Origin of the sequence: Sphaerisporangium rufum (genome assembly GCF_016863395.1) — a bacterium.
GTDB classification, from domain to species: Bacteria; Actinomycetota; Actinomycetes; order Streptosporangiales; family Streptosporangiaceae; genus Sphaerisporangium; species Sphaerisporangium rufum.
Map to the genome: position 1 here is coordinate 1 of NZ_BOOU01000115.1, position 18,552 is coordinate 18,552.

18 protein-coding genes are annotated in these 18,552 nt (G+C 74.2%); 10 read left to right on the top strand and 8 right to left on the bottom strand.

Features of this window, described 5'->3' with window-relative positions:
- Positions 1–556 precede the first annotated feature (556 nt).
- From Sru01_RS34245 to Sru01_RS34280, 8 genes are read left to right on the top strand one after another with little or no spacing between them, the layout of a single operon-like run.
- On the top strand, positions 557–901 hold the full coding sequence (locus Sru01_RS34245; protein ID WP_203994785.1) for a phosphopantetheine-binding protein: 345 nt from the start codon (positions 557–559) through the stop codon (positions 899–901).
- Positions 898–2,199 (top strand): glycosyltransferase, encoded by a 1,302-nt coding sequence (locus Sru01_RS34250; protein ID WP_203994802.1) that lies wholly within the window; start codon positions 898–900, stop codon positions 2,197–2,199. The genes Sru01_RS34245 and Sru01_RS34250 overlap by 4 nt, the downstream gene beginning before the upstream one ends.
- Positions 2,196–3,467: a glycosyltransferase gene (locus tag Sru01_RS34255; RefSeq protein ID WP_203994803.1), complete on the top strand. Its 1,272-nt coding sequence runs from the start codon at positions 2,196–2,198 to the stop codon at positions 3,465–3,467. The genes Sru01_RS34250 and Sru01_RS34255 overlap by 4 nt, the downstream gene beginning before the upstream one ends.
- Positions 3,468–3,472: 5 nt before the next feature.
- Positions 3,473–4,396 (top strand): thiamine pyrophosphate-dependent dehydrogenase E1 component subunit alpha, encoded by a 924-nt coding sequence (locus Sru01_RS34260; protein ID WP_203994856.1) that lies wholly within the window; start codon positions 3,473–3,475, stop codon positions 4,394–4,396.
- The gene (locus Sru01_RS34265; RefSeq protein WP_239138051.1) at positions 4,393–5,448 is read left to right on the top strand and encodes an alpha-ketoacid dehydrogenase subunit beta; all 1,056 of its coding nucleotides are present in this window, start codon (positions 4,393–4,395) and stop codon (positions 5,446–5,448) included. The genes Sru01_RS34260 and Sru01_RS34265 overlap by 4 nt, the downstream gene beginning before the upstream one ends.
- Complete coding sequence (locus tag Sru01_RS34270) at positions 5,445–6,668, top strand: 2-oxo acid dehydrogenase subunit E2 (RefSeq protein WP_203994820.1); 1,224 nt, start codon at positions 5,445–5,447, stop codon at positions 6,666–6,668. Before Sru01_RS34265 ends, Sru01_RS34270 begins: the two co-directional genes overlap by 4 nt.
- Positions 6,665–8,029: a condensation domain-containing protein gene (locus Sru01_RS34275; RefSeq protein ID WP_203994823.1), complete on the top strand. Its 1,365-nt coding sequence runs from the start codon at positions 6,665–6,667 to the stop codon at positions 8,027–8,029. The genes Sru01_RS34270 and Sru01_RS34275 overlap by 4 nt, the downstream gene beginning before the upstream one ends.
- Before the next feature lie 25 nt (positions 8,030–8,054).
- Positions 8,055–8,507, top strand: coding sequence for a VOC family protein (locus Sru01_RS34280; protein ID WP_203994832.1), 453 nt, complete (start codon positions 8,055–8,057; stop codon positions 8,505–8,507).
- Between the two features lie 84 nt (positions 8,508–8,591).
- Here Sru01_RS34280 and Sru01_RS34285 read toward each other — a convergent pair whose 3' ends face one another.
- Positions 8,592–9,245 carry a TetR/AcrR family transcriptional regulator gene (locus Sru01_RS34285; RefSeq protein WP_239138052.1) on the bottom strand — a complete coding sequence of 218 codons (654 nt, stop codon included), beginning with the start codon at positions 9,243–9,245 and terminating at the stop codon, positions 8,592–8,594.
- 97 nt (positions 9,246–9,342) lie between these two features.
- Between Sru01_RS34285 and Sru01_RS34290 the strand changes: the two genes are divergently transcribed.
- On the top strand, positions 9,343–10,944 hold the full coding sequence (locus tag Sru01_RS34290; protein ID WP_239138053.1) for an FAD-dependent oxidoreductase: 1,602 nt from the start codon (positions 9,343–9,345) through the stop codon (positions 10,942–10,944).
- A gap of 27 nt (positions 10,945–10,971) precedes the next feature.
- Here Sru01_RS34290 and Sru01_RS34295 read toward each other — a convergent pair whose 3' ends face one another.
- The 3 genes from Sru01_RS34295 to Sru01_RS34305 form a co-directional block, all read right to left on the bottom strand.
- Positions 10,972–11,808, bottom strand: coding sequence for an alpha/beta fold hydrolase (locus Sru01_RS34295; protein ID WP_203994833.1), 837 nt, complete (start codon positions 11,806–11,808; stop codon positions 10,972–10,974).
- A complete protein-coding gene (locus Sru01_RS34300; protein WP_203994837.1) occupies positions 11,805–12,395 on the bottom strand; it encodes a TetR/AcrR family transcriptional regulator in 591 nt (196 codons plus the stop codon). Before Sru01_RS34300 ends, Sru01_RS34295 begins: the two co-directional genes overlap by 4 nt.
- Positions 12,396–12,485: 90 nt before the next feature.
- Entirely contained in the window at positions 12,486–13,625 is a 1,140-nt protein-coding gene (locus Sru01_RS34305; protein WP_203994839.1) for an FAD-dependent oxidoreductase, read from the bottom strand.
- 53 nt (positions 13,626–13,678) lie between these two features.
- On the opposite strand from Sru01_RS34305, the gene Sru01_RS34310 reads away from it, so the two are divergent.
- Complete coding sequence (locus Sru01_RS34310) at positions 13,679–14,368, top strand: TetR/AcrR family transcriptional regulator (RefSeq protein WP_203994841.1); 690 nt, start codon at positions 13,679–13,681, stop codon at positions 14,366–14,368.
- A gap of 179 nt (positions 14,369–14,547) precedes the next feature.
- Here the strand turns inward: Sru01_RS34310 and Sru01_RS34315 are convergent, their stop codons facing one another.
- From Sru01_RS34315 to Sru01_RS34330, 4 genes are all read right to left on the bottom strand, one after another.
- Complete coding sequence (locus tag Sru01_RS34315) at positions 14,548–15,861, bottom strand: metallophosphoesterase (RefSeq protein WP_239138054.1); 1,314 nt, start codon at positions 15,859–15,861, stop codon at positions 14,548–14,550.
- A 162-nt stretch (positions 15,862–16,023) separates the two neighbouring features.
- A complete protein-coding gene (tsaA, locus tag Sru01_RS34320) occupies positions 16,024–16,494 on the bottom strand; it encodes a tRNA (N6-threonylcarbamoyladenosine(37)-N6)-methyltransferase TrmO (RefSeq protein WP_203994850.1) in 471 nt (156 codons plus the stop codon).
- Between the two features lie 179 nt (positions 16,495–16,673).
- Positions 16,674–17,237 carry a DJ-1/PfpI family protein gene (locus Sru01_RS34325; RefSeq protein ID WP_203994852.1) on the bottom strand — a complete coding sequence of 188 codons (564 nt, stop codon included), beginning with the start codon at positions 17,235–17,237 and terminating at the stop codon, positions 16,674–16,676.
- A gap of 344 nt (positions 17,238–17,581) precedes the next feature.
- The coding region (locus Sru01_RS34330) for a LysR family transcriptional regulator (RefSeq protein ID WP_239138055.1) at positions 17,582–18,552 on the bottom strand (971 nt) is incomplete at its 5' end.

The following is an 18,552-nucleotide window of genomic DNA, read 5'->3' on the forward strand; positions in this document are numbered from 1 at the left end:
GGCGTCCGCGGCCACCCGCTCCGCGAACAACGCCACCGTGCTCGGCACCGCCGGCAACTCCAGCGCCGTGTCGTTGAGATCGTCGGTCGTCGGGCGGTGGGAGCCGGTCAGGGGCTCCCACCGCGGCGTCTCACGCATCGCGCGCATCCTCCGTCGGACAGGTGTGATCCTCGCAGCTCGAAGGTCGGATCACCCGCCCGCGCGCCGGTGGCCGGACGTATCGGGGCATCCAACGGCTCCGCACGCGGAAACGAGCACCCGCGGAGCCTCCGCACGGCGGCGAGAGGGGACAACTTGGTGGGAACGCTCCCACGGGACGTCAGGGTAGGGAGGCGGCGACGTCGCGGTCAAGATCGAGGCCGTCTTTGACACGCGATCCGAGAAACACCCTGCCTACCTGCACTTCTTTACAACGCGGTTTCCCAAAGATTACTTCTGCTGTTCCCTTGACAGCGGTCCCGTTGTGATCAGAGTCTCTTGTGCTGAGCGATTCTCCCGATTCTGTGGGAGCGCTCCCAACACTACTGTCCGCTTTCCGAGCTAGCGGGAACCAAAGATGACACCCACCGAAGAGGCCGTCCTGGCGATGTGGACGGACCTGCTGGGCGCGCCGCCGCGCACCCTTACCGACGACTTCTTCGCTCTCGGTGCGCAGTCGCTCACCGTGGTGCGGTTCTTAGCGCGCGTGCAGGAGCGGTACGGCGTCGAACTGCCGGTGGACGAGCTGTTCACCAGCGAGTTCACCGTCACCGCGGCGGCCCGGCTCATCGACGAGGCACTGCTCGGAGACCTCGCCGACGACCAGCTGTCGGAACTGCTCGACGAGCTGGAAGGCATGTCGGAGGAGGAGGTCCGGGCGCTGCTGGACGAGCCGTCCGCGCTCGGCGAGAGTCCCACGTGAGCGTCCCGGCGGCGCGCATGCTGCTGGTGACGCACGGCACCGATGGTGACGTGCTGCCGTTCATCCGGCTGGGCGGCGCGCTGCGCGAGCTCGGGCACGAGGTGACGCTGCTGACCCACTCCCCCTTCCGGGAGCGGGCCGCCGCGGCGGGCCTGGAGTTCGTGCCCATCGACACCCCGGACGGCTACGAGCGCTACTCCGCCGACACCGCGCTGCTGCCCGGCGGGCTCGGCACCCTGGACTGGCAGGAGTTCTACCGGCGCAACGACCTGTTCGGCCAGCTCGCGCTGGAGTACCGGGCCCTGGCCGAGCGGGTGCGGCCCGGGCGTACCGTCCTGGTCGGCCGGCACACCTCCGCGCTGTCGGTGCTGCTCGCGCGCGAGTCGCTCGGCGTCCCGGCGGCCTGGGTCGCGGTGGCGCCGATCCAGCCGCTGGCCGCCGGCGTGGCCCGCCACCTGTACCAGCACACCCTGGCGGGCGGGATCGACGAGGTCCGCGGCCGCTTCGGGCTGCCCCCGGTCACCGACTGGCCGGCGTGGTTCTCCTCGGCCGACCTGCGCATCGGACTGTGGCCGGAGTGGTTCGACCGCGCCGGCCCGGCCACCGGGGACGGGTCGCTGCTGGCCGGATTCCCGCTGCCCGACGACCGGGACGAACCGCTGCCGCCCGCCGCCGCCGCGCTGCTGGACGGGCCGCTGCGCCCGGTGCTGGTCACCGGTGGCACCGGCCGGATGGTGCACCCCGACTTCTACCGGGCGGCCCTGGCGGGCTGCCGGCTTGCCGGCCGGCCGGTGCTGCTGGTCGTCCCGCACGAGGAACTCATCCCCCGGCCGCTGCCGCCGGAGGTCGCCTGGTTCCCCCGGCTGCCGTTCCGCGCGGCCATGCCGAAGGTCGCCGCGGTGCTGCATCACGGCGGGATCGGCACGCTGACCCGTGCGCTGGCCGCCGGCACCCCGCAGGTCATCCTGGCGCACGGTGCCGACCGCCCGGACAACGCGGCCCGGCTGGCCGGCGAGGGGCTGTCCCGCTGGCTGCCGGACTTCCGGTGGGGGCCGGCCGAGGTGGCCGGCGCGCTGCGCGCGGCGCTGGAGGACGGCCGCCGGCCGGCGCTGACCGGGTCGGCGGAGGCGGCCGACGGCCTGGCCGCCGCGGCCGGGCACCTTTCCGCGCTGATCGGCCGCACGCCCGAGCGGGTCGCGGGCCCGCCGTCGGCCCGGCTGGCCGCGCTGCACGGGGCCCGCCGGCGCGCGCTCGCCGCCCGGCTGCGCGAGCGGCTCGCCGAGCGGGGAGCGCCGTGAGGATCCTGCTCGCCCAGAACATGCTCCACCTGCCGTCGCACGGCGGGGCCAACAAGTCCAATCGCATCCTGATGGAGCAGCTGGCCGCCGCCGGGCACCTGGTGCACGTGGTGGCACCGCTGTCCGGCGCGATGCGGACCGGGCCGCAGGAGGTGCGGGTCGCCGACCTGGTGCGGCGCGGTGCGGTGCCGGCCGGTGACTCTCGGCCGGGCGAGGTGACCTACACCCGGGGCGGCGTCACCGTGCACGCGGTGACCGAGCCCGCCGGCCTGGGCAGGCGGATCGCCGAGGTGGCCGGTGAGCTGGAGCCCGACTGGACGCTGGTGCCCTCCGACGACCCGGGTCTGGTCGTGCTGGGCGCGGCGCTGCGCGCCACCCCCGATCGGGTGGTCTACCTGGTGCACACGCTGCAGCAGCTGCCCTTCGGGCCGGGGGCGTTCTACCCCAGCGCGGCCGGGGTGCGGATGGTCCGCCGCGCGGCGGGCACGGTCGCGGTCAGCCGGGCGGCGCAGGACTACTGCCGGCAGCACGGCTCGCTGCCATCCACCCTGATTTATCCGCATATATACGACGAAACTCCGGCCGGGCCGCTGCCGTGTCCCCGGCCGGACACCGGCCGGGTCACCATGATCAACCCTTGCGGCTACAAGGGCCTGCCGATCTTCCTGGGCCTGGCCGACGCGTGCCCGGACGTCCGATTCCTGGCCGTTCCCACCTGGGGGACCACCGACGCCGAGCGAGCCGAACTGGCCCGCCGCCCGAACATCGAGGTGGTGCCGCCGGCCGACGACATCGAAGAGATCTTCGCCCGCACCCGGGTCCTGCTCATGCCCTCCTTGTGGGACGAGACCTTCGGATACGCCTGCGTGGAGGCGATGCTGCGCGGCGTGCCGGTGCTCGCCTCGGACGTGGGCGGGCTGGCCGAGGCCAAGCTCGGCGTTCCCTACCTGCTGCCGGTCCGGCCGGTGCGGGAGTACCGGACCGCCGGGCACGCCCGCCCGGTACCAGTGCTCCCCGAGCAGGACATCGAACCCTGGCTCGCGGCGCTGCGCCGGCTGCTGGCCGACCCCGCCCACCACGACGACCTCGCCGAGCGGTCGCGGCTGGCCGCCCGCCGGTTCACCGGCGGGCTGGCGAAAGACGCCCTGGAGAAGTACCTGACCGGGCTGACTCCGGCCGCGCCGCCGCCCGCCCTCTCCCCCGCCCGCCGCGCGGCCCTGGCCAGGCTGGCCGCCACCCGGCTCGGCACGAAAGGAACCCGCCCGTGAACGCCATGGTCGCCGCCGAGGCGGTGCCGCGCGTCGCCCCGCCCGCCGACGACGACCTCGACCGCCTGCTGCTGATCCGGCACTTCGAGAGCGCGCTGCTCCGGCTGTTCGGCGAAGGGCTGATCAGCGGCACGACCCATACCTGCCTGGGGCAGGAGTACGTGCCGGTCGCGCTGGAACCGCTGCTGCGCCCGGACGACCACACGCTGAGCAACCACCGCGGGCACGGCCACTTCCTGGCCCGGCACCCCGGCGAGGCCGGCGGCCTGCTCGCCGAGATCATGGGCCGGGAGGGCGCGCTGTGCCACGGGGTCGGCGGCAGCCAGCACGTCTACCACCGCACCTTCCTGTCCACCGGGGTGCAGGGCGAGAGCCTGCCGGTGGCGGCCGGCATCGCGCTGCGGCTGCGGGCGGCCGGCGACGGCCGGCTGGTGTGCGTCTACATCGGTGACGGCACCCTCGGCGAGGGGTCGGTGTACGAGGCGCTCAACATGGCCGCGCTGTGGGACCTGCCACTGCTGGTGGTGGTGGAGAACAACGGGATCGCCCAGTCCACGCCGACCGCGCGCCAGCTGGCCGGCACCGTCGCCGGACGGGCCGCCGCGTTCGGCGTCCCCTACCGGCGGGTGGAGTCCACCGACCCGGCCGAGATCCGCGCCGCGCTGGCCGCGCCGGTCGCCGCGGTGCGCGAGACGCCGTTCCCGCTGATCGTGGAGTTCATCACCCACCGGCTGGGACCGCACAGCAAGGGCGACGACACCCGCGGCCCCGAGGAGCTCGCCGCGGCGCGGGCCCATGACTGGTACGGCCGGTACGCCGAGGCCATCCCTGAGCGGTTCGCGGCGGCCGACGCGCTCTGGCGCCGGCGGGTGGCCGACCTGGTGGCCGAGGTGTCCGCCCGGCCCCTCGCCCGGTGGGAGGCCTCGTGACCGTGACCCCGGCGACCCCGGCGACCCCGGCGACCCCGGCGACCCCGGCGACCCCGGCCGAGCGGGTGGCCGAGCACCTCAACCGCGCCCTGCACGATCTGATGGACGCCCACCCCGACCTGCACCTGCTCGGCGAGGACATCACCGACCCGTACGGCGGCGCCTTCAAGATCACAAAAGGCCTGTCATCCCGGTTCGGGGACCGCGTCCGGTCCACCCCGCTGAGCGAGTCGGCCATCGTCGGCGCCGGTGCCGGGCTGGCCCTGGCCGGCGGCCAGGCGATCGTGGAGATCATGTTCGCCGACTTCGCGGCGCTGGCCTTCGACCAGCTGCTGAACTTCGCCGCCAAGTCGGTCAGCATGTACGGGCGGCCGGTGCCGGTGCCGCTGGTGGTGCGCTGCCCGTCCGGCGGGCACCGCGGCTACGGGCCCACGCACAGCCAGAGCCCGCAGAAGCACTTCATCGGCGTTCCGGGCCTGGCCGTGCTGGAGCTCTCCCCCTTCCACGACGCCCGCGCGCTGCTGGACCACGCGCTGGCCACCCGGCGGCCCAGCGTGCTGTTCGAGGACAAGGTGCTCTACACCCGCCGCATGTTCCACCACGGGGTGGTGGACGAGCTGTTCCGCTTCGAACCGCCCGCCGGCCCGGCCGGGGTCGCCCGGGTGCACCTGGACGGGGTCGAGGAGTACGACTGCACCATCATCGCGCCCGGCGGCCTGGCGCACCGGGCCGTCGAGGCCATGCGCACGCTGCTGATGGAGCACGAGGTGCTGTGCGAGCTGCTGGTGCCGGCCCGGCTCTACCCCTTCGACCTGGACGGTCTGCCGCCGCGCGGCCGGCACGTCTGCGTCGCCGAGGACGGCACCGCCGGCGGCACCTGGGGCGCCGAGGTCGCCGCGCGGCTGTACCCCGGGCTGTGGGGCCGGCTGACCCGGCCGATCACGCTGGTCAGCGCCGCCGACAGCATCATCCCCGCCGCCCCCCACCTGGAGCGTGAGGTTCTCGTGGACGCCCCCGCCATCGTCCGGGCCGTGCTGGGAGCGGCGGCATGACCGGCGTCGTCGTCCCCAAGCTGAACAACAACGACGCCCGATACCTGCTGCTGGAGTGGGTCGCCGCGGACGGCGCGCCGGTGCGGGCGGGCGAGCCGGTGGCGCTGGTGGAGACGTCCAAGACCGTGGAGGAGCTGGAGGCGCCGGCCGCCGGCGTGCTGTGCCACCTGCTCGCCGCGGGCGCCGAATGCGAGCCTGGCCAGACCATCGGCCGGCTCGGTGACGCCCCGGCATCCGGTGACCCCGCGAGCACTGCTCCGGGCAATGCCGTTCCGGCGCCGGACGTCCCGGACGTCCCGGTGGGCTCCGCCGGGGCGGATCGGGCGCCGGCGGAGCCCGGCATGGTGATCACCGCGCCGGCCCGCCGGCTGATGGAGGAGCTCGGCATCGGCGAGGAGCGGGTGCGCGCCCTCGGCCGTCCCCTGGTCCGCCGGGAGGACGTCGCCGCACTGGCGTCGCCCGCGCCCGCCGCCCCCGCGCCGGACCCGAGCGCGGTGGCCCCGGCCACACCGGGCCCGGTCACGGCACCGGCGGCGGACGACATCGTGCTGTCCCGCACCCAGCGCCGGATCGGCGAGGTGGTCGGCCGCACGCACCGGGAGGTCCCCGCCGCCTACACCGCGGTCACGATCGACGTGGAGGAGGCGCTGCGGCTGGCCCGCGAACTGACCCCCCGGCTGCGCACCCTGGTCGGCCTGCCGGAACTTCTGGTCAAGGCGGTCGCCGGGCTGGCCGAACGGTTCGCGACCTTCTTCGCCACTCCGCTGGACGCCGGCCGGCTGCGCCGCGCCGCCACCGCGAACGTCGGGGTCACCATGGACGTCGGTAACGGGCTGTTCGTCCCGGTGGTGCGGGACGCCACCGGCCGCTCCCTGGCCGACGTCTCCCGCGCGATGATGGCGCACCGGCTGGCCGCGGTACGCGGCGGCCTGCGCGAGGAGGACCTGGCGGGCGCCAACATCGTGGTCACCCTGCACACCGAGGGCATGGTCACCCTGGCGATCCCGATCATCTTCCCCGGCCAGGTCTGCGCGCTGTCGCTGGCCGCCCCGCAGCGTGAGGTGGTCCCGTTCGAGGACGGCTTCGAGGTGCGGCACATGGTGACCCTCGGCCTGGCCTTCGACCACCGTTACGTCAACGGCCGGGACGCGGTGCTGTTCCTGGACGCGGTGCGCACCGCGCTGGAGTCCCCCGCCGACCTCGCCGGGGGCCCTCGATGACCACCGAGCGGGCGGCCGCGCTGTCCCCGGACCGGCGGCGCGAGCTGATGGCCCGGCTGCTGGCCAAGAAGGCGGCGGCGGCCGGCATCCCGGTACTGCCCCGCACCGGCGCCCCGCTGGACTGCTCCCACGAGCAGCGGCGGATCTGGCTGGCCGGGCAGGCGCTGCCGGAGGCCGCCCCGGCGAACGTCACGCTCGGGGTGGCCCTCACCGGCGAGCTGGACCTCACCCGGCTGTCGGCGGCGCTGGCCGCGCTGGTGGCCGGGCACGAGGCGCTGCGCACCCGGTACGTCCAGGTCGAGGGCCTGCCGTACCAGGACGTCCGCCCGGCACAGCCGGTGCCGCTGGAACTGGTGGACCTGACCTGCCTGCCTGAGGAGGACCGGGAGGCCGAGGCGCTGGACCTGGCCCTGGCCGCCGCCGGCGAGCGGTTCGACCTGGCGCGCGGCCCGCTGCTGCGGCTGACGGTGTACCGGCTGGGGCCGGTGGAGCACCGGCTGTTCCTGGTCTGCCACCACATCGCCGGCGACGGCGGGTCGATCGCCCTGGTGGCGGCCGAGCTGGCCGCCGGCTACTCCGGTGCCGCCCCGGTGGCGCCGCCGTCCCACCAGTACGCCGACTATGCCGCCTGGTCGCTGGAGCGCGCCCGCCGGCGGGTACCCGAACGGCTCCCGTACTGGCGGGAGCGGCTGGCCGGAATCGAGCCGGTGTTCCCGCGTGTCCCCTACTCGCCGGCCGGGGCCGGACGCGGCAGCGCGAGCGTGGCCGCGCGGACCGGCCGTGACACGGTCGACCGGCTGCGCGCGGGCGGGCCGCTCACGCCGTTCGCCGTGCTGCTGGCCGGCTACCTGATGCTGCTGCACCGGCTGAGCGGCCGGCGCGACCTGGTGGTGGGCACGGTGACCAGCGGGCGCGCCCGCCGCGAGCTGGAGCCGGTCGTCGGATGCTTCATCAACCTGGTGCCGCTGCGCGTGCACCTGCCCGGGGATTTCCCTGTCCTGGCCGCCCGGGTGCGCGAGACGGTCGCGGGCGCGCTGGCCAACGAGATCCCGTTCGACGCGCTGGTCTCCGGGATCGGCGGGCACCGGCTGCCCGGCGTGTACCCCGCCTTCCAGGCCGCCTTCGTGCACCGCGACGACCCGGCGCCGCCGCCGGACTGGGCGGGCCTGCACGCCCGCCTCTGGGAACACGAGGTGGACGACCCGAGCTTCGACCTCGGCCTCACCGCCACCCCGCGCGGCGCCGAGTACGAGCTGGCCCTTACCGGCCGCCTGGCCCGCTTCTCGGCTGCCGACCTGGCCGCCCACCTGAAGACCCTGCTCGCCATCCTGGACGACCCCGCCGGCGAGTGGCGGCTTTGACGGTCCGCTCTGGCAGCCTGGGTCGATGGAACAGCAAGCCCACTTCCTGACCCTTTCCACCCCTGACCTGGACGCCGCGCGCCGGTTCTACCGCGACGGGCTCGGCTGGACGCCGCTGCTCGACGTGCCCGACGAGATCATCTTCTTCCAGATCGCCCCCGGCTTCGTCCTCGGGCTGTTCGAGGCGGCGAAGTTCGACGCCGACCTCGGCGGTCCGGCCACCGGTGGCCGGACCGGCGGGCTCACCCTGTCGCACAACGTGCCGTCCCCGGCCGAGGTCGACGCGGCGGTGCGGCGCGCGGTCGAGGCGGGCGGCACCCTGGTGAAGTCCCCGGCGCGGGCCGCCTTCGGCGGCTACCACGGTCACGTCGCCGACCCCAACGGGGTGATCTGGGAGATCTGCCACAACCCCGGCTGGCGCATCGAGCCGGACGGGCGCGTCGTCCTGCAGGCTCCCGGCGAGATGCCGTCCGACTAGCCGCCGCCCCTGATCGGCACCGGGCCCGGTGTCCTCGCCCAGGCGCGTGACGGCCGAGGCGGGGCGCCGTTTCTCCAGGGGAGGTCACCGTTCCCGGTGACGGCGTGCTCGGTGTTCCGCGGCGTCGAGGGCGGGCCGCAGCGGCGCGAGCACGGCCCGCAGCAGGTCCGCCAGTGAGCCGGACGGCACGACGAGCCCGCCGGCCGTGACGGTCGAGACGGTCGCGTGCAGCCACCGCTCGAGCGCGATGCGGACCGCGGCGGTCACGCTCGCCGCGAGCACCCGTGCGGTGTGCGGGTCGCCGTCGCCGAGACGCTCGGCGATGGCTTCGGTGAGGGGATGCTCGATCGCCGCGGTGGTGTCGACGAACGCGTCGCGCAGCGCGGGACGGGTGGTGATCAGCAGCAGCGCGTCCGGGCCCGGTGCGGCCGCGGCGGTGTACTGATCAACGATGGCCTCGATGACGGCGTCGGCGAGGCCGGCGCCGTCGGACCGGCCGGCCACCGCCGCCGCGACCCGTGCCTCTCGCTCGCTGGTGACGGCGGCGACGATCGCCTGCTCGCGGCTGGAGAAGTAGTTGTTGTACGTCCGCGGCGAGACGCCGGCGGCCTCGGCGATGTCGTCGACGCGCACGTTGTCCGGCCCGCGCTCCAGCGCCAGCCGCAGGGCCGCCGCGCGCAGTGCCTCTCGGGTGGCCTGCTTCTTCTGCTCGCGCAGTCCCGTCCGTCTCGCCGTCACGGTCCCAGCATAGCTCAAATGCGTGCACGCAAATTTGCGCGCACGCAGTTTTCTCCCTAGCCTGGCACCCGTATCCCGTCAGGAAGGAGCCCGAACGATGAGGGCCGAGAACACCGGTACCCACCGGGAAGAAAACGTGATCACAGAGGTGGTCATCGCCGGCGGCGGCCCGAACGGGCTGATGCTGGCCTGCGAACTGAGCCTGGCCGGGGCCCGGCCGGTCGTGCTGGAGCGGCTGATGGAGCCCAGCGAAGAACCGAAGGCGAACGGGCTGCTCGGCCAGGTCGTGAAGGTGCTCGACCACCGAGGGCTGTACGAACGTCTCGCCGGGAGCGCGGGACCGCCGCGGCCGAACTCCACGTACTTCATGTTCGGCGCGATGGCCCTAGACCTGAGCCTGCTGGAGGACAGCCCTGTCTTCGCCCTGCCGGTACCGCAGCGGCGCATCGTGCAGGTCCTGCAGGAGCGTGCCATCGAGCTGGGCGTGGAGATCCGCCGGGGACACGAGGTCGTCGGCCTGTCACAGGACGGCGACGCGGTGACCGTCGACGTCGCCGGCCCGGACGAGACCTACCGGCTGCGGGCCCGGTACCTCGTCGGCGCGGACGGTGCGCACAGCGCCACGCGCAAGCTGTCCGGCATCACCTTCCCCGGCGTCACCTACGACCGGATGACCGTCCTCTCGGCGCACGTGACGGTCCCGGCGGGCTGGGTCGATCCCGCGACCGGTGCCCTGAACGTGCCCGGCCACGGTGCCGTTCTTCCGTTCCTGCCCCATCGCACCGAGAACGGCGGGTTCTCCTACGCGCCGATGCCCGGCCACCCGCCGCTGATCAGCACCACCGAGTGGGACCGGCCCGCGACCGACGCTCCGATGAGCATGGAGGAACTGCGGGCCAGCATCCGCCGCGTGCTCGGCGCCGACGTGCCGCTCGGCCCGCCCGGCGGCGCGGGGCCGCACGTGCTGCGCCGGCTGACCGGCGGCAACACCCGGATCGCCGACCGGTTCACCGACGGCCGGGTGTTCCTGATCGGTGACGCCGCGCACGTGTACGCCGCCACCGGAGGCGGTCCAGGGCTCAACCTCGGCCTGCAGGACGCGGTCAACCTCGGCTGGAAGCTCGCCGCCGCGATCCGGGGAAGCGCCCCGCCCGGGCTGCTGGACAGCTACGAGACTGAGCGGCGGGCGGCCGCCGAGCGCATGGTGCTGAACGCGCGGGCGCAGTCGGCCCTGATCGCCCCCGGCGATGACGTCACCGGACTGCGCGAGGTGTTCGGCGAACTGCTGGGCGACCGGAGCACCGTACAGCGCCTCGCCGGCCTCCTGGCCGGCGCCGACGTCCGCTACGACATGGGGGCACCCGAGGCGCATCCGCTCACCGGCCGGTTCGCCCCGGACCTGGACCTGCACACCCCGGCCGGCCCCGTCCGGCTGGCCGACCTGGCCAGGAACGCACGCCCGCTGCTGCTCGACCTGACCGAGGACGCATCGCCGGCGGAGACGCTCGCCGTGCGGCACGACGAGGTCGACATCATCAAGGCGCGTTCCGCCGGCGACTCGCCCACCGCACTGCTCCTCCGGCCGGACGGCTACGTGGCCTGGGCGTCGTCGTCGGCCCGGCCCGGCCCCACCGAGGTCGACGAACTCCGGGTGGCCGTGCGGCGGTGGTTCGGCGTCATCGAACCCGCCCGCGCCTGACGCCGGGAACGCCGGCCCGTCGCCGGTCTACCTCGCCGCGGGCTCACGGACCAGCACCTCGGCCAGCTGCCGGGCGAACTCCTGCGGACGGTCGGTGAAGCTGTGCCCGCCGGGGAACTCCACCAGCGGCAGGCCGAGCCGCTCGGCCAGCAGCGCGGCGGGCCGGTACGGCAGGTGTCCGCGGCTCTCCCGGCCGGCGGCGAGCACCAGCCGGCCGCCCGCCCGGGCCAGCGCCTGCTCGTCCGGGAGGTAGGAGGTGAACGAGCGCAGCTCGTACTCCATCATCAGCGGGGCGTTGGCCTGCAGCCGCTCCAGCATCCCGGCGGTGCGCGGCGGCAGGCCCGCGCCGTCCGGCAGCGGCCGCACGGTGCCGCCGACGCCCGCCAGGAAACGCGCGCCCGCCGCGCGCCACCCCTCGGTGCGCAGCGTCGCGTACACCTCCTCGACGAGCGCGCGGTGCTCGGCGGCGTCCGGGAGCGTCAGGAAGCACGGCGGTTCGTGCGCGACGACGCGGCGCAGCCGGTCGGGATGCCGGGCCAGCAGGTCCAGTGCCACGATGGCGCCGGAGCTGCCGCCGAAGACGAAGGCCTGCTCCCCCGCCGGGGTGAGATGGGACAGCAGCCGGTGGGCGTCGTCGCTCTGCACCTCGACCCGCTGGTCCACCGGGCCGGTGTCCAGCGTGCTGCGCGAGTACCCGCGCGGGTCGACGGCCACCACGGTGAAGTGCTCGGCGAGGATCTCCGCCATCGGGTCGAAGACCGCCGCGTCCCCGCCGCCGCCGGGCAGCAGGAGCAGCACCGGTCCGCTGCCGCGCACCTCGTGGTAGATGTGCGCGCCGGGGACGCGCAGCATGCCGGTTCTCATGGGGTTCCCTCCTTGTCGTGCGACGGCCAGTTCTCCAGCGCGACGTGCAGGGCGTCGATGGCGCGCGCGAAGGAGGCGTCGACGTCCCGGCCGTGCAGGAAGCCGCCGGTGGCCTCGAAATGGCTGAAGCCGTGGAACGTGCTGCGCAGCAGGCGCACCGCGTCGACCTGGTCGCGCTCGGCCAGGCGGTAGGCGCGGATCATCCCGCCGGTGAGTTCCAGGGTGCGCCGGTGGCCGGGCGAGGCGGCGACGACCTCGGGATCCAGCGCGATCTGGGTCGCCGCGTAGCGGCCGGGATGGCGCACCGCGAACCGCCGGTAGGCGTGGGCGAACGCGGCGAGCGCCTCCTTGCCGGCCCGGCCGGCGACGGCGGCGCCGATCTGGTCGGCCATCTCGGCGGTGGCGAGCACCGCGACCCGCGCCCGCAGGTCGGCCAGGTTACGGATGTGCGAGTACAGGCTCGCGTCCCGCACGCCGAGCTCGCGGGCCAGCCCGGACACCGTGAGAGCGGCGAACCCGATCCGGTCCGCCAGGTCGGCGGCCGCCCGGGTCACCCGGTCCGCCGTCAGCCCTGCCCGTGGCGTCATGCACGTCCTTTCCTAGACTTCCTAGGTAAAAGCCTAGCATGTCCAGGAACGGTCCGCAGCGTGATCGTACGACCGCCGGCGATGACGCCCTCAGGACGCGTGGACCTCGTCGAACAGCGCGATGGCATCGGCCGGATCCGCGCTCACCAGCCGCTCGAGCCCGGCCGTCGCGAACGTCGCCCACCGGGCCGCCCGCGCCCACATCCGTTCCTCGAAGGCGCGGACGGCCTCGTCCAGCTTGCCGGGGCCGGGATCGGCGAGGGTCTCGGCGATGGTCTGGACGATGGTCTCGGCGAGTTCGGCGCCTTCCAGCATCGCCAGGTTCGCGCCCACCCCCAGCGGGGGCATCAGGTGCGCCGCGTCGCCCAGGAGCGTCACCCCGGGGACGTGCGCCCAGGTGTGGGACACGGGCAGTACGTACAGCGGGCGGCGGGCGAACGCGGCGCCGTGGCGGAGGAGGTCGAGGACGGGAGCGGCCCAGCCGTCGAACAGGGCCAGCAGCTCGGCCCGCACCGCCTCGGCGGCGTCCGGGCCCCAACCCCGGTCCGGCGGTGTGCGGAAGTGCGCGTACACCTTGACGTGGCCGCCGCTGTTGCGCTGGGCGACCAGGCCGCGGTTCACCCCGTATACGGCCACCGAACCGTCGCCGATCAGCCGGGCGAGGTCGGGATGGCGGGTGTCGACCTCGTCCAGCGAGGTCTCGACCGTGGTGACGCCGGTGTACTCGGGCCTGGCGGAGGAGACCGCCGGGCGGACCCGCGACCAGGCGCCGTCCGCGCCGATCACCAGGTCGAAGGCCTCCTGCCGCCCGCCGGCGAACCGCACCAGCGCGCCGTCAGGGGTGCCGGGCACCACCTCGGTCACGCTGCTTCCCCACCGGACCTCCAGCGGCCCGCGTAGCAGGTCGCGAAGCCGCCCGCGGTCGATCTCGGGGTTTGCGCGCTCGTCCGGGCGTGGCCGCCAATCACGCAGGACGGTCCCGTCCGGGGCGAGGATGCGCATGGCCTGCCCCTCCGGGCGGGACAGCTCCTCGAACTCCGCCAGCAGGCCCGCCTTCCGCAGCGCGAGCTGGCCCATCTTGTCGTGCAGGTCCAGCGTGCCGCCCGGCGGGCGGGCGTCCGGAGCGGGATCGCGGTCCAGCACGGTGACCGGGTGACCGTGGCGGTGCATGACGCGGGCGAAGGTGAGGCCGGCCGGGCCGGCTCCGATCACCGCGATACGATGGCTCATGTCGATACACTGTATCGACAGATGACGCCGTATCGCAAACGTACAATGTAGCCATGACTGTGTGGGATCGGCCCGATCCGCCGGCCCGCCCCGCGCCGCTCGACCGGGAGCGCATCGTCGCCGCCGCCGTCGAGCTGGCCGACGAGGGCGGGCTGCCTGCGGTTTCGCTGCGCAAGGTGGCCGCCCGGCTGGACGCTGGGCCGATGCGCTTGTACGGATACATCGCCACCAAGGAGGAACTGTTCGATCTAATGGTGGACGCGGTCCACGCCGAGATCCTCCCCGAGCGGTCGCCCGGCGACTGGCGGGAGGCGCTGCGCGGCCGCGCCCACCGCACCCGGCAGGCCACCCTGCGGCACGAATGGCTGGCCGACCTGCTCGGCGGCCGGCCGGCCCTCGGCCCGAACGCCCTCGCCGTCGGCGAGTCCACGCTGGCCGCCTTCGACGGCCTGGCCGACATCGGCACCGTGCAGCGCGCCGTGGAGACGGTGAGCGCCTATGTCACCGGCGCGATCAGACGCGAGATCGCGAACCTGCGGGCCGAGCGCGCCACCGGGCTGTCAACGAGCGACTGGCAGCGCGCCTCCGGCCCGCACCTGACGAGAATGCTGGCCACTGGCCGCTACCCGGCCCTGGCCAGGTTGGTGCACGAAGGCACGGAGGTGGACGCCGAGGCGACCTTCACCACCGGCCTGGAGTGGGTCCTTGACGCCGTGGCCGCCAAACTCGCGCCGCCGGCGTGACATCGCCGATCCCGGGATACCGAGGTAGCGCGACCTGGCCGTCCGGCCGGTTCGCGGAAGTTCTCGCGCCCAGTCGGTGGGACGGACGGCTCCAGGCTCCGCGGGCTCCGAACCGCCCGGCGAACCATAAGCCGAAAGGGGCCCGCGCGACTCGGTGATGCTCGCCGGCCGGGCCGGTTTCAGGCCTGCGGCGAGGCCAGCTCCACCACCGTCACGTCCGATGGCGCGCCGACCCGGGTCGGCGGGCCCCAGGCCCCCGCGCCGCGCGTCACGTACAGCTGGGTGTCCCCGTAGCGCTCCAGCCCCGCCACCGTCGGGTTCGCCAGCCCCGCCACGAAGTTCACCGGCCACAGCTGGCCGCCGTGGGTGTGCCCCGACAGCTGCAGGTCCACCCGGTGCCGCACCGCCTCGTCCACCAGCACCGGCTGGTGCGCCAGCAGCACCGACGTCCGGGACGGGTCCCGGCCGGCCAGCGCGGCCGCGAGGTCGGGGCCGTCGTCGTAGCCGGCACCCGCCACGTCGTTCACCCCGGCCAAATCGAAGCCTGGCAGCTCCACCCGCTCGTTGGCCAGCAGCTTCAGGCCCAGCTCCCGGACGTGCCGCGTCCACTCCTGCGCGCCGGAGAAATACTCGTGGTTGCCGGTCACGAAGAACGCCCCGTGCCGGGCCCGCAGCCCGCCGATCGGCTCCACCGCCGACCGCAGGTCCGCCACCGACCCGTCCACCAGGTCTCCGACCACCGCGATCAGATCCGGCTGGGTCGCGTTCACCGTCGCCACGACCCGCTCGGCGAATCCGCGGCCCAGGATCGGGCCCAGATGCACGTCGCTGACCACCGCGATCCGGAAGCCGTGCGCCGACCGGGGCAGCCTGGCCAGCGGCACCGTCACCCGCTTCACCCGCGGCCCGCGCAGCACCCCGTACGTGCCGTAGCCGGCGGTGCCCACCGCGATCGCCGCCGCCGTCCCGCCGACCACCCGCGCCACGAACACCCGCCGGGATCGATCGGCCGGCGCCCCGCCATCCGCCGCCGCCGGGGCGGCGGGCCTTGGATCGGTCGCGCCGTCGGGCACCATGACCGGTGCCGTGACCAGGGGCGCGACCGTAGTCGCCCCCGGCACCGTGACCGCCGCGGTGACCGGTACGGGCGCGGCCGCCGGTGCCCGCGCGGCGCGGCGCCGCAGCCACCAGGCCAGTGCGGGCCGGACGGCCTCGCCGGCGAGTACGCCGAGCACCAGGTACAGCATGACGGCGAGCCACAGGTAGCCGGGCCAGGCGATAGCCTGGATCAGCCCGAACGGCACCCCCGCGCGCGAGCCGAGGAACACCGCCACCGTGAGCAGGGGCGCGGCCACGAACACCACCGTGCCCAGCCGCCGCCACCCGGATGCGGCAGCGGTGGTGTCCCGGACCAGCCTCCGCCACAGATACCAGTGCAGACCGCCCAGCAGGCCGAGGATGACCAGGATCATCAAGACGATGGCGACTTGCACGGCTCGGCAGTCCTCCCTGACGTTCAGCGCACGGCCACCGGACCCGGACCCGGCCGAGGCCGGGGACCTCGGTTCGCCCTTGACCAGGAGATTACCCGCGCGGCGACGGGCTCGCGCACCCGGCGGTCCCGCGATGGCCGGCCCGGACGGCGCCGGCCCCGGTCAGGCCCGGTAGTACCCGCGCATGAGGCGGGTCGCCCAGGCCGGCTGCCGGACCGGCTCGGCGGGCGCGAATTCCACCAGGTAGGGCTTGATGTCCAGCACCGGGGTGCCGTCCAACGCGTCCAGGCCGGCCACCCGCAGGTCGCGGCCGTCGACGGCGACCAGCCGGCACACCGAGACGCCGAGCCGGTTGGGCCGGTACGGCCCCCGGTGCGCGAAGACGCCCACCAGCGGGCCGTCGGGATTCTTGCGCGGCGCTCGCGGCCGGGTCTGCACGTCCGCCTCGTCGATCCGGTCGAACCAGAAGACGACCTCCAGGTGGGAGAACTCCGCGAGGCCCTGCAGCGCGTCCGGCTCGAACCGCTCGTCCAGCCGGATGACCGCCGTGGTGTCGTACCAGTCGTCCTCGTACATCTCGGGCCGTCCCCCGATGACGCGGGCGACGGGGTGCAGGAGGACGTGGTCGGTCATCGGTCTTCTCCCAAGGTGCGGAGCCGGAGGCGTCGGGCGGGCCGCCCCCATTGTTCCGCGCCGCCGAGCGCGCGCGGACAACGGGTACGGTCCCCTTCACCGCCCCCCGGGGGACACCTGCGGCGGCACGCCGAACCCGGCGGGCACGAGCCCGCCGTTGACGTGAGGGCCGGCCCACCTCACACCGGAACGCGCGTCCCGTCCAGCACGCGCATGAACGCGCGCGACCACTCCGGCAGGTCCGGCCAGCCGCGGCAGGAGACCATCGCGCCATCCACCACGTCCGGGGCGTCCACGAAGGTCGCGCCGGCCATTTCCATGTCCGCCCGCAACGGCGGGAACGCCGCCGTGGTGCGGCCGCGCAGCAGGCCCAGCGCGGCGGGCACCTGCGGTCCGTGACAGATCGTGCCCACCGGCAGATCGTGCTCGAAGAAGTGGCGCACGATACGGGCCACGTCGGGGTCGGTGCGGATGTACTCCGGCGCCCGGCCACCCGGGATCACCAGCGCCCGGTAATCCTCGGGGCGCACGTCGGCGAACGCGAGATCAACCGGCAGTTGATGACCTGGCCTTTCGGTATATGCGTCCCAGCCGGCCTCGAAGTCGTGCACGACCAGCTTCACCGCGCGCGTGCTGAGCGCGGCGACGATCACTTCGTGACCACCCTCCCGTAGCCGGAACACCGGATACATGGAGTCGAGTTCCTCCGCCGCGTCACCGGTCAGGACAAGCACTCGGGCCATGGCTCGCTCCTTTCGACGGCCGATCCTAACGAAGAGAAAACAGCCGAGTCAGGCTCTTGCCGGCCGCATCCGGACGCCTCCTCCGCGGCCCGGGTACCCGGGCCGCGTGAACGATCCGCGGCACCGGCAGGCACGCTCCGATACGGCGTTTACCGTGTCATGATCTATCGGCACGCCGACAAGGGCCGCCTGGACATCTGCTCAGTTCGTGTTCCTCAGACGTCGCGGCGATGATCGAATCATCGCTGCGGCCCTGCATCAACGCCGAGGTCGAGGCGAGCACACCGACACCCACGGCGCCGCTACCGCCGGGTTCGCCGTCACTCGCGCGGCCCGTTGGCCGATCAGGGGCCGCATGATGTCGCCGATGTGCCGGCGTCGCTGCTGTGGCGCTCGGGTAGCCAATCGCGGGTGGAGTCGTGTTCCAGCCACCGGTTGCGCTCGGCCTCTGTCACCAACGTGTTCGTCAAGGTGCCCAGTAGCGGGTGGCCGCCGTTGTCGCGCCAGAGCAGTGACCAGGCGTACAGCGGTGTGGGGTCGATCAGCGGAACCGAGCGGATCGCCGGGTGCGGCGGGAGGGGCAGATCTGCGGGCAGCAGGCTGAAGCGGCGCGGGTCCACTGCCACGTCCGCCAGGAAGTGGTCCAGTCCGAGGTTGGTGCCTTCGGCGTGCTCGTGGATGCCGAAGGCCGTGGCGAAGCGGTGCAGGAAATCCAGCCGGTGGAGCGCGCCGGGGGTCCACAGTACGCCGTCGCGCAACTGCGCCGGACGGATCGCGGTCGCGTTCGCCAACGGATGGCCGGCGTGGAGGATGGCGTCCACGGGTTCCAGGCGTACCAGGCGATGGGTCAGTCCGGCGGGCAGCGGCGCGTGGACGCGGCCGAAGGCGGCGTCGATGTCGCCGCGCGAGAGCGCGGTGATCACCGAGGGCAGGTCGCGGCCGTGCCCGAGCTCCAGCCGCGGCTCGCCGGTCGCCACCTGGGCCAGGGTGCGCATGGGCGCGTACAGGTGGCCCCACACGTCGATCCGCAGCGGGCGGTGCGCCTCCAGCGCGGCCGCCACGGCCAGGTCGGCGGCGGCCAATGCCTGCCGGGCGGGTTCCAAGAAACGCCGGCCGGCCTCGGTGAGGCGCACTCCCCCGCCGCCGCGGTCGAGCAGGCGTCTGCCGAGCGTGGATTCCAGGCGGGCGATCCGTTTCGAGAGGGCCTGCTGGGAGATCGACAATTCCTCGGCGGCGTGGCCGAAGTGCAGCACTTCTGCCGCCTGTATGAACGCGCGCACCTGCGCTAGGTCCAAGTCCACGGCTGTCTCCATCT

Excerpts from the sequence above, each read along its gene's own strand:
- Sru01_RS34295 (WP_203994833.1), bottom strand. The coding sequence starts at position 11,808 with ATGAGAACCGGCATGCTGCGCGTCCCCGGCGCGCACATCTACCACGAG.
- Sru01_RS34245 (WP_203994785.1), top strand. The coding sequence starts at position 557 with ATGACACCCACCGAAGAGGCCGTCCTGGCGATGTGGACGGACCTGCTG.
- Sru01_RS34310 (WP_203994841.1), top strand. The coding sequence starts at position 13,679 with ATGACTGTGTGGGATCGGCCCGATCCGCCGGCCCGCCCCGCGCCGCTC.
- Sru01_RS34280 (WP_203994832.1), top strand. The coding sequence starts at position 8,055 with ATGGAACAGCAAGCCCACTTCCTGACCCTTTCCACCCCTGACCTGGAC.
- Sru01_RS34305 (WP_203994839.1), bottom strand. The coding sequence starts at position 13,625 with ATGAGCCATCGTATCGCGGTGATCGGAGCCGGCCCGGCCGGCCTCACC.
- Sru01_RS34290 (WP_239138053.1), top strand. The coding sequence starts at position 9,343 with ATGAGGGCCGAGAACACCGGTACCCACCGGGAAGAAAACGTGATCACA.
- Sru01_RS34270 (WP_203994820.1), top strand. The coding sequence starts at position 5,445 with ATGACCGGCGTCGTCGTCCCCAAGCTGAACAACAACGACGCCCGATAC.
- Sru01_RS34275 (WP_203994823.1), top strand. The coding sequence starts at position 6,665 with ATGACCACCGAGCGGGCGGCCGCGCTGTCCCCGGACCGGCGGCGCGAG.
- Sru01_RS34260 (WP_203994856.1), top strand. The coding sequence starts at position 3,473 with ATGGTCGCCGCCGAGGCGGTGCCGCGCGTCGCCCCGCCCGCCGACGAC.
- Sru01_RS34300 (WP_203994837.1), bottom strand. The coding sequence starts at position 12,395 with ATGACGCCACGGGCAGGGCTGACGGCGGACCGGGTGACCCGGGCGGCC.
- Sru01_RS34325 (WP_203994852.1), bottom strand. The coding sequence starts at position 17,237 with ATGGCCCGAGTGCTTGTCCTGACCGGTGACGCGGCGGAGGAACTCGAC.
- tsaA (WP_203994850.1), bottom strand. The coding sequence starts at position 16,494 with ATGACCGACCACGTCCTCCTGCACCCCGTCGCCCGCGTCATCGGGGGA.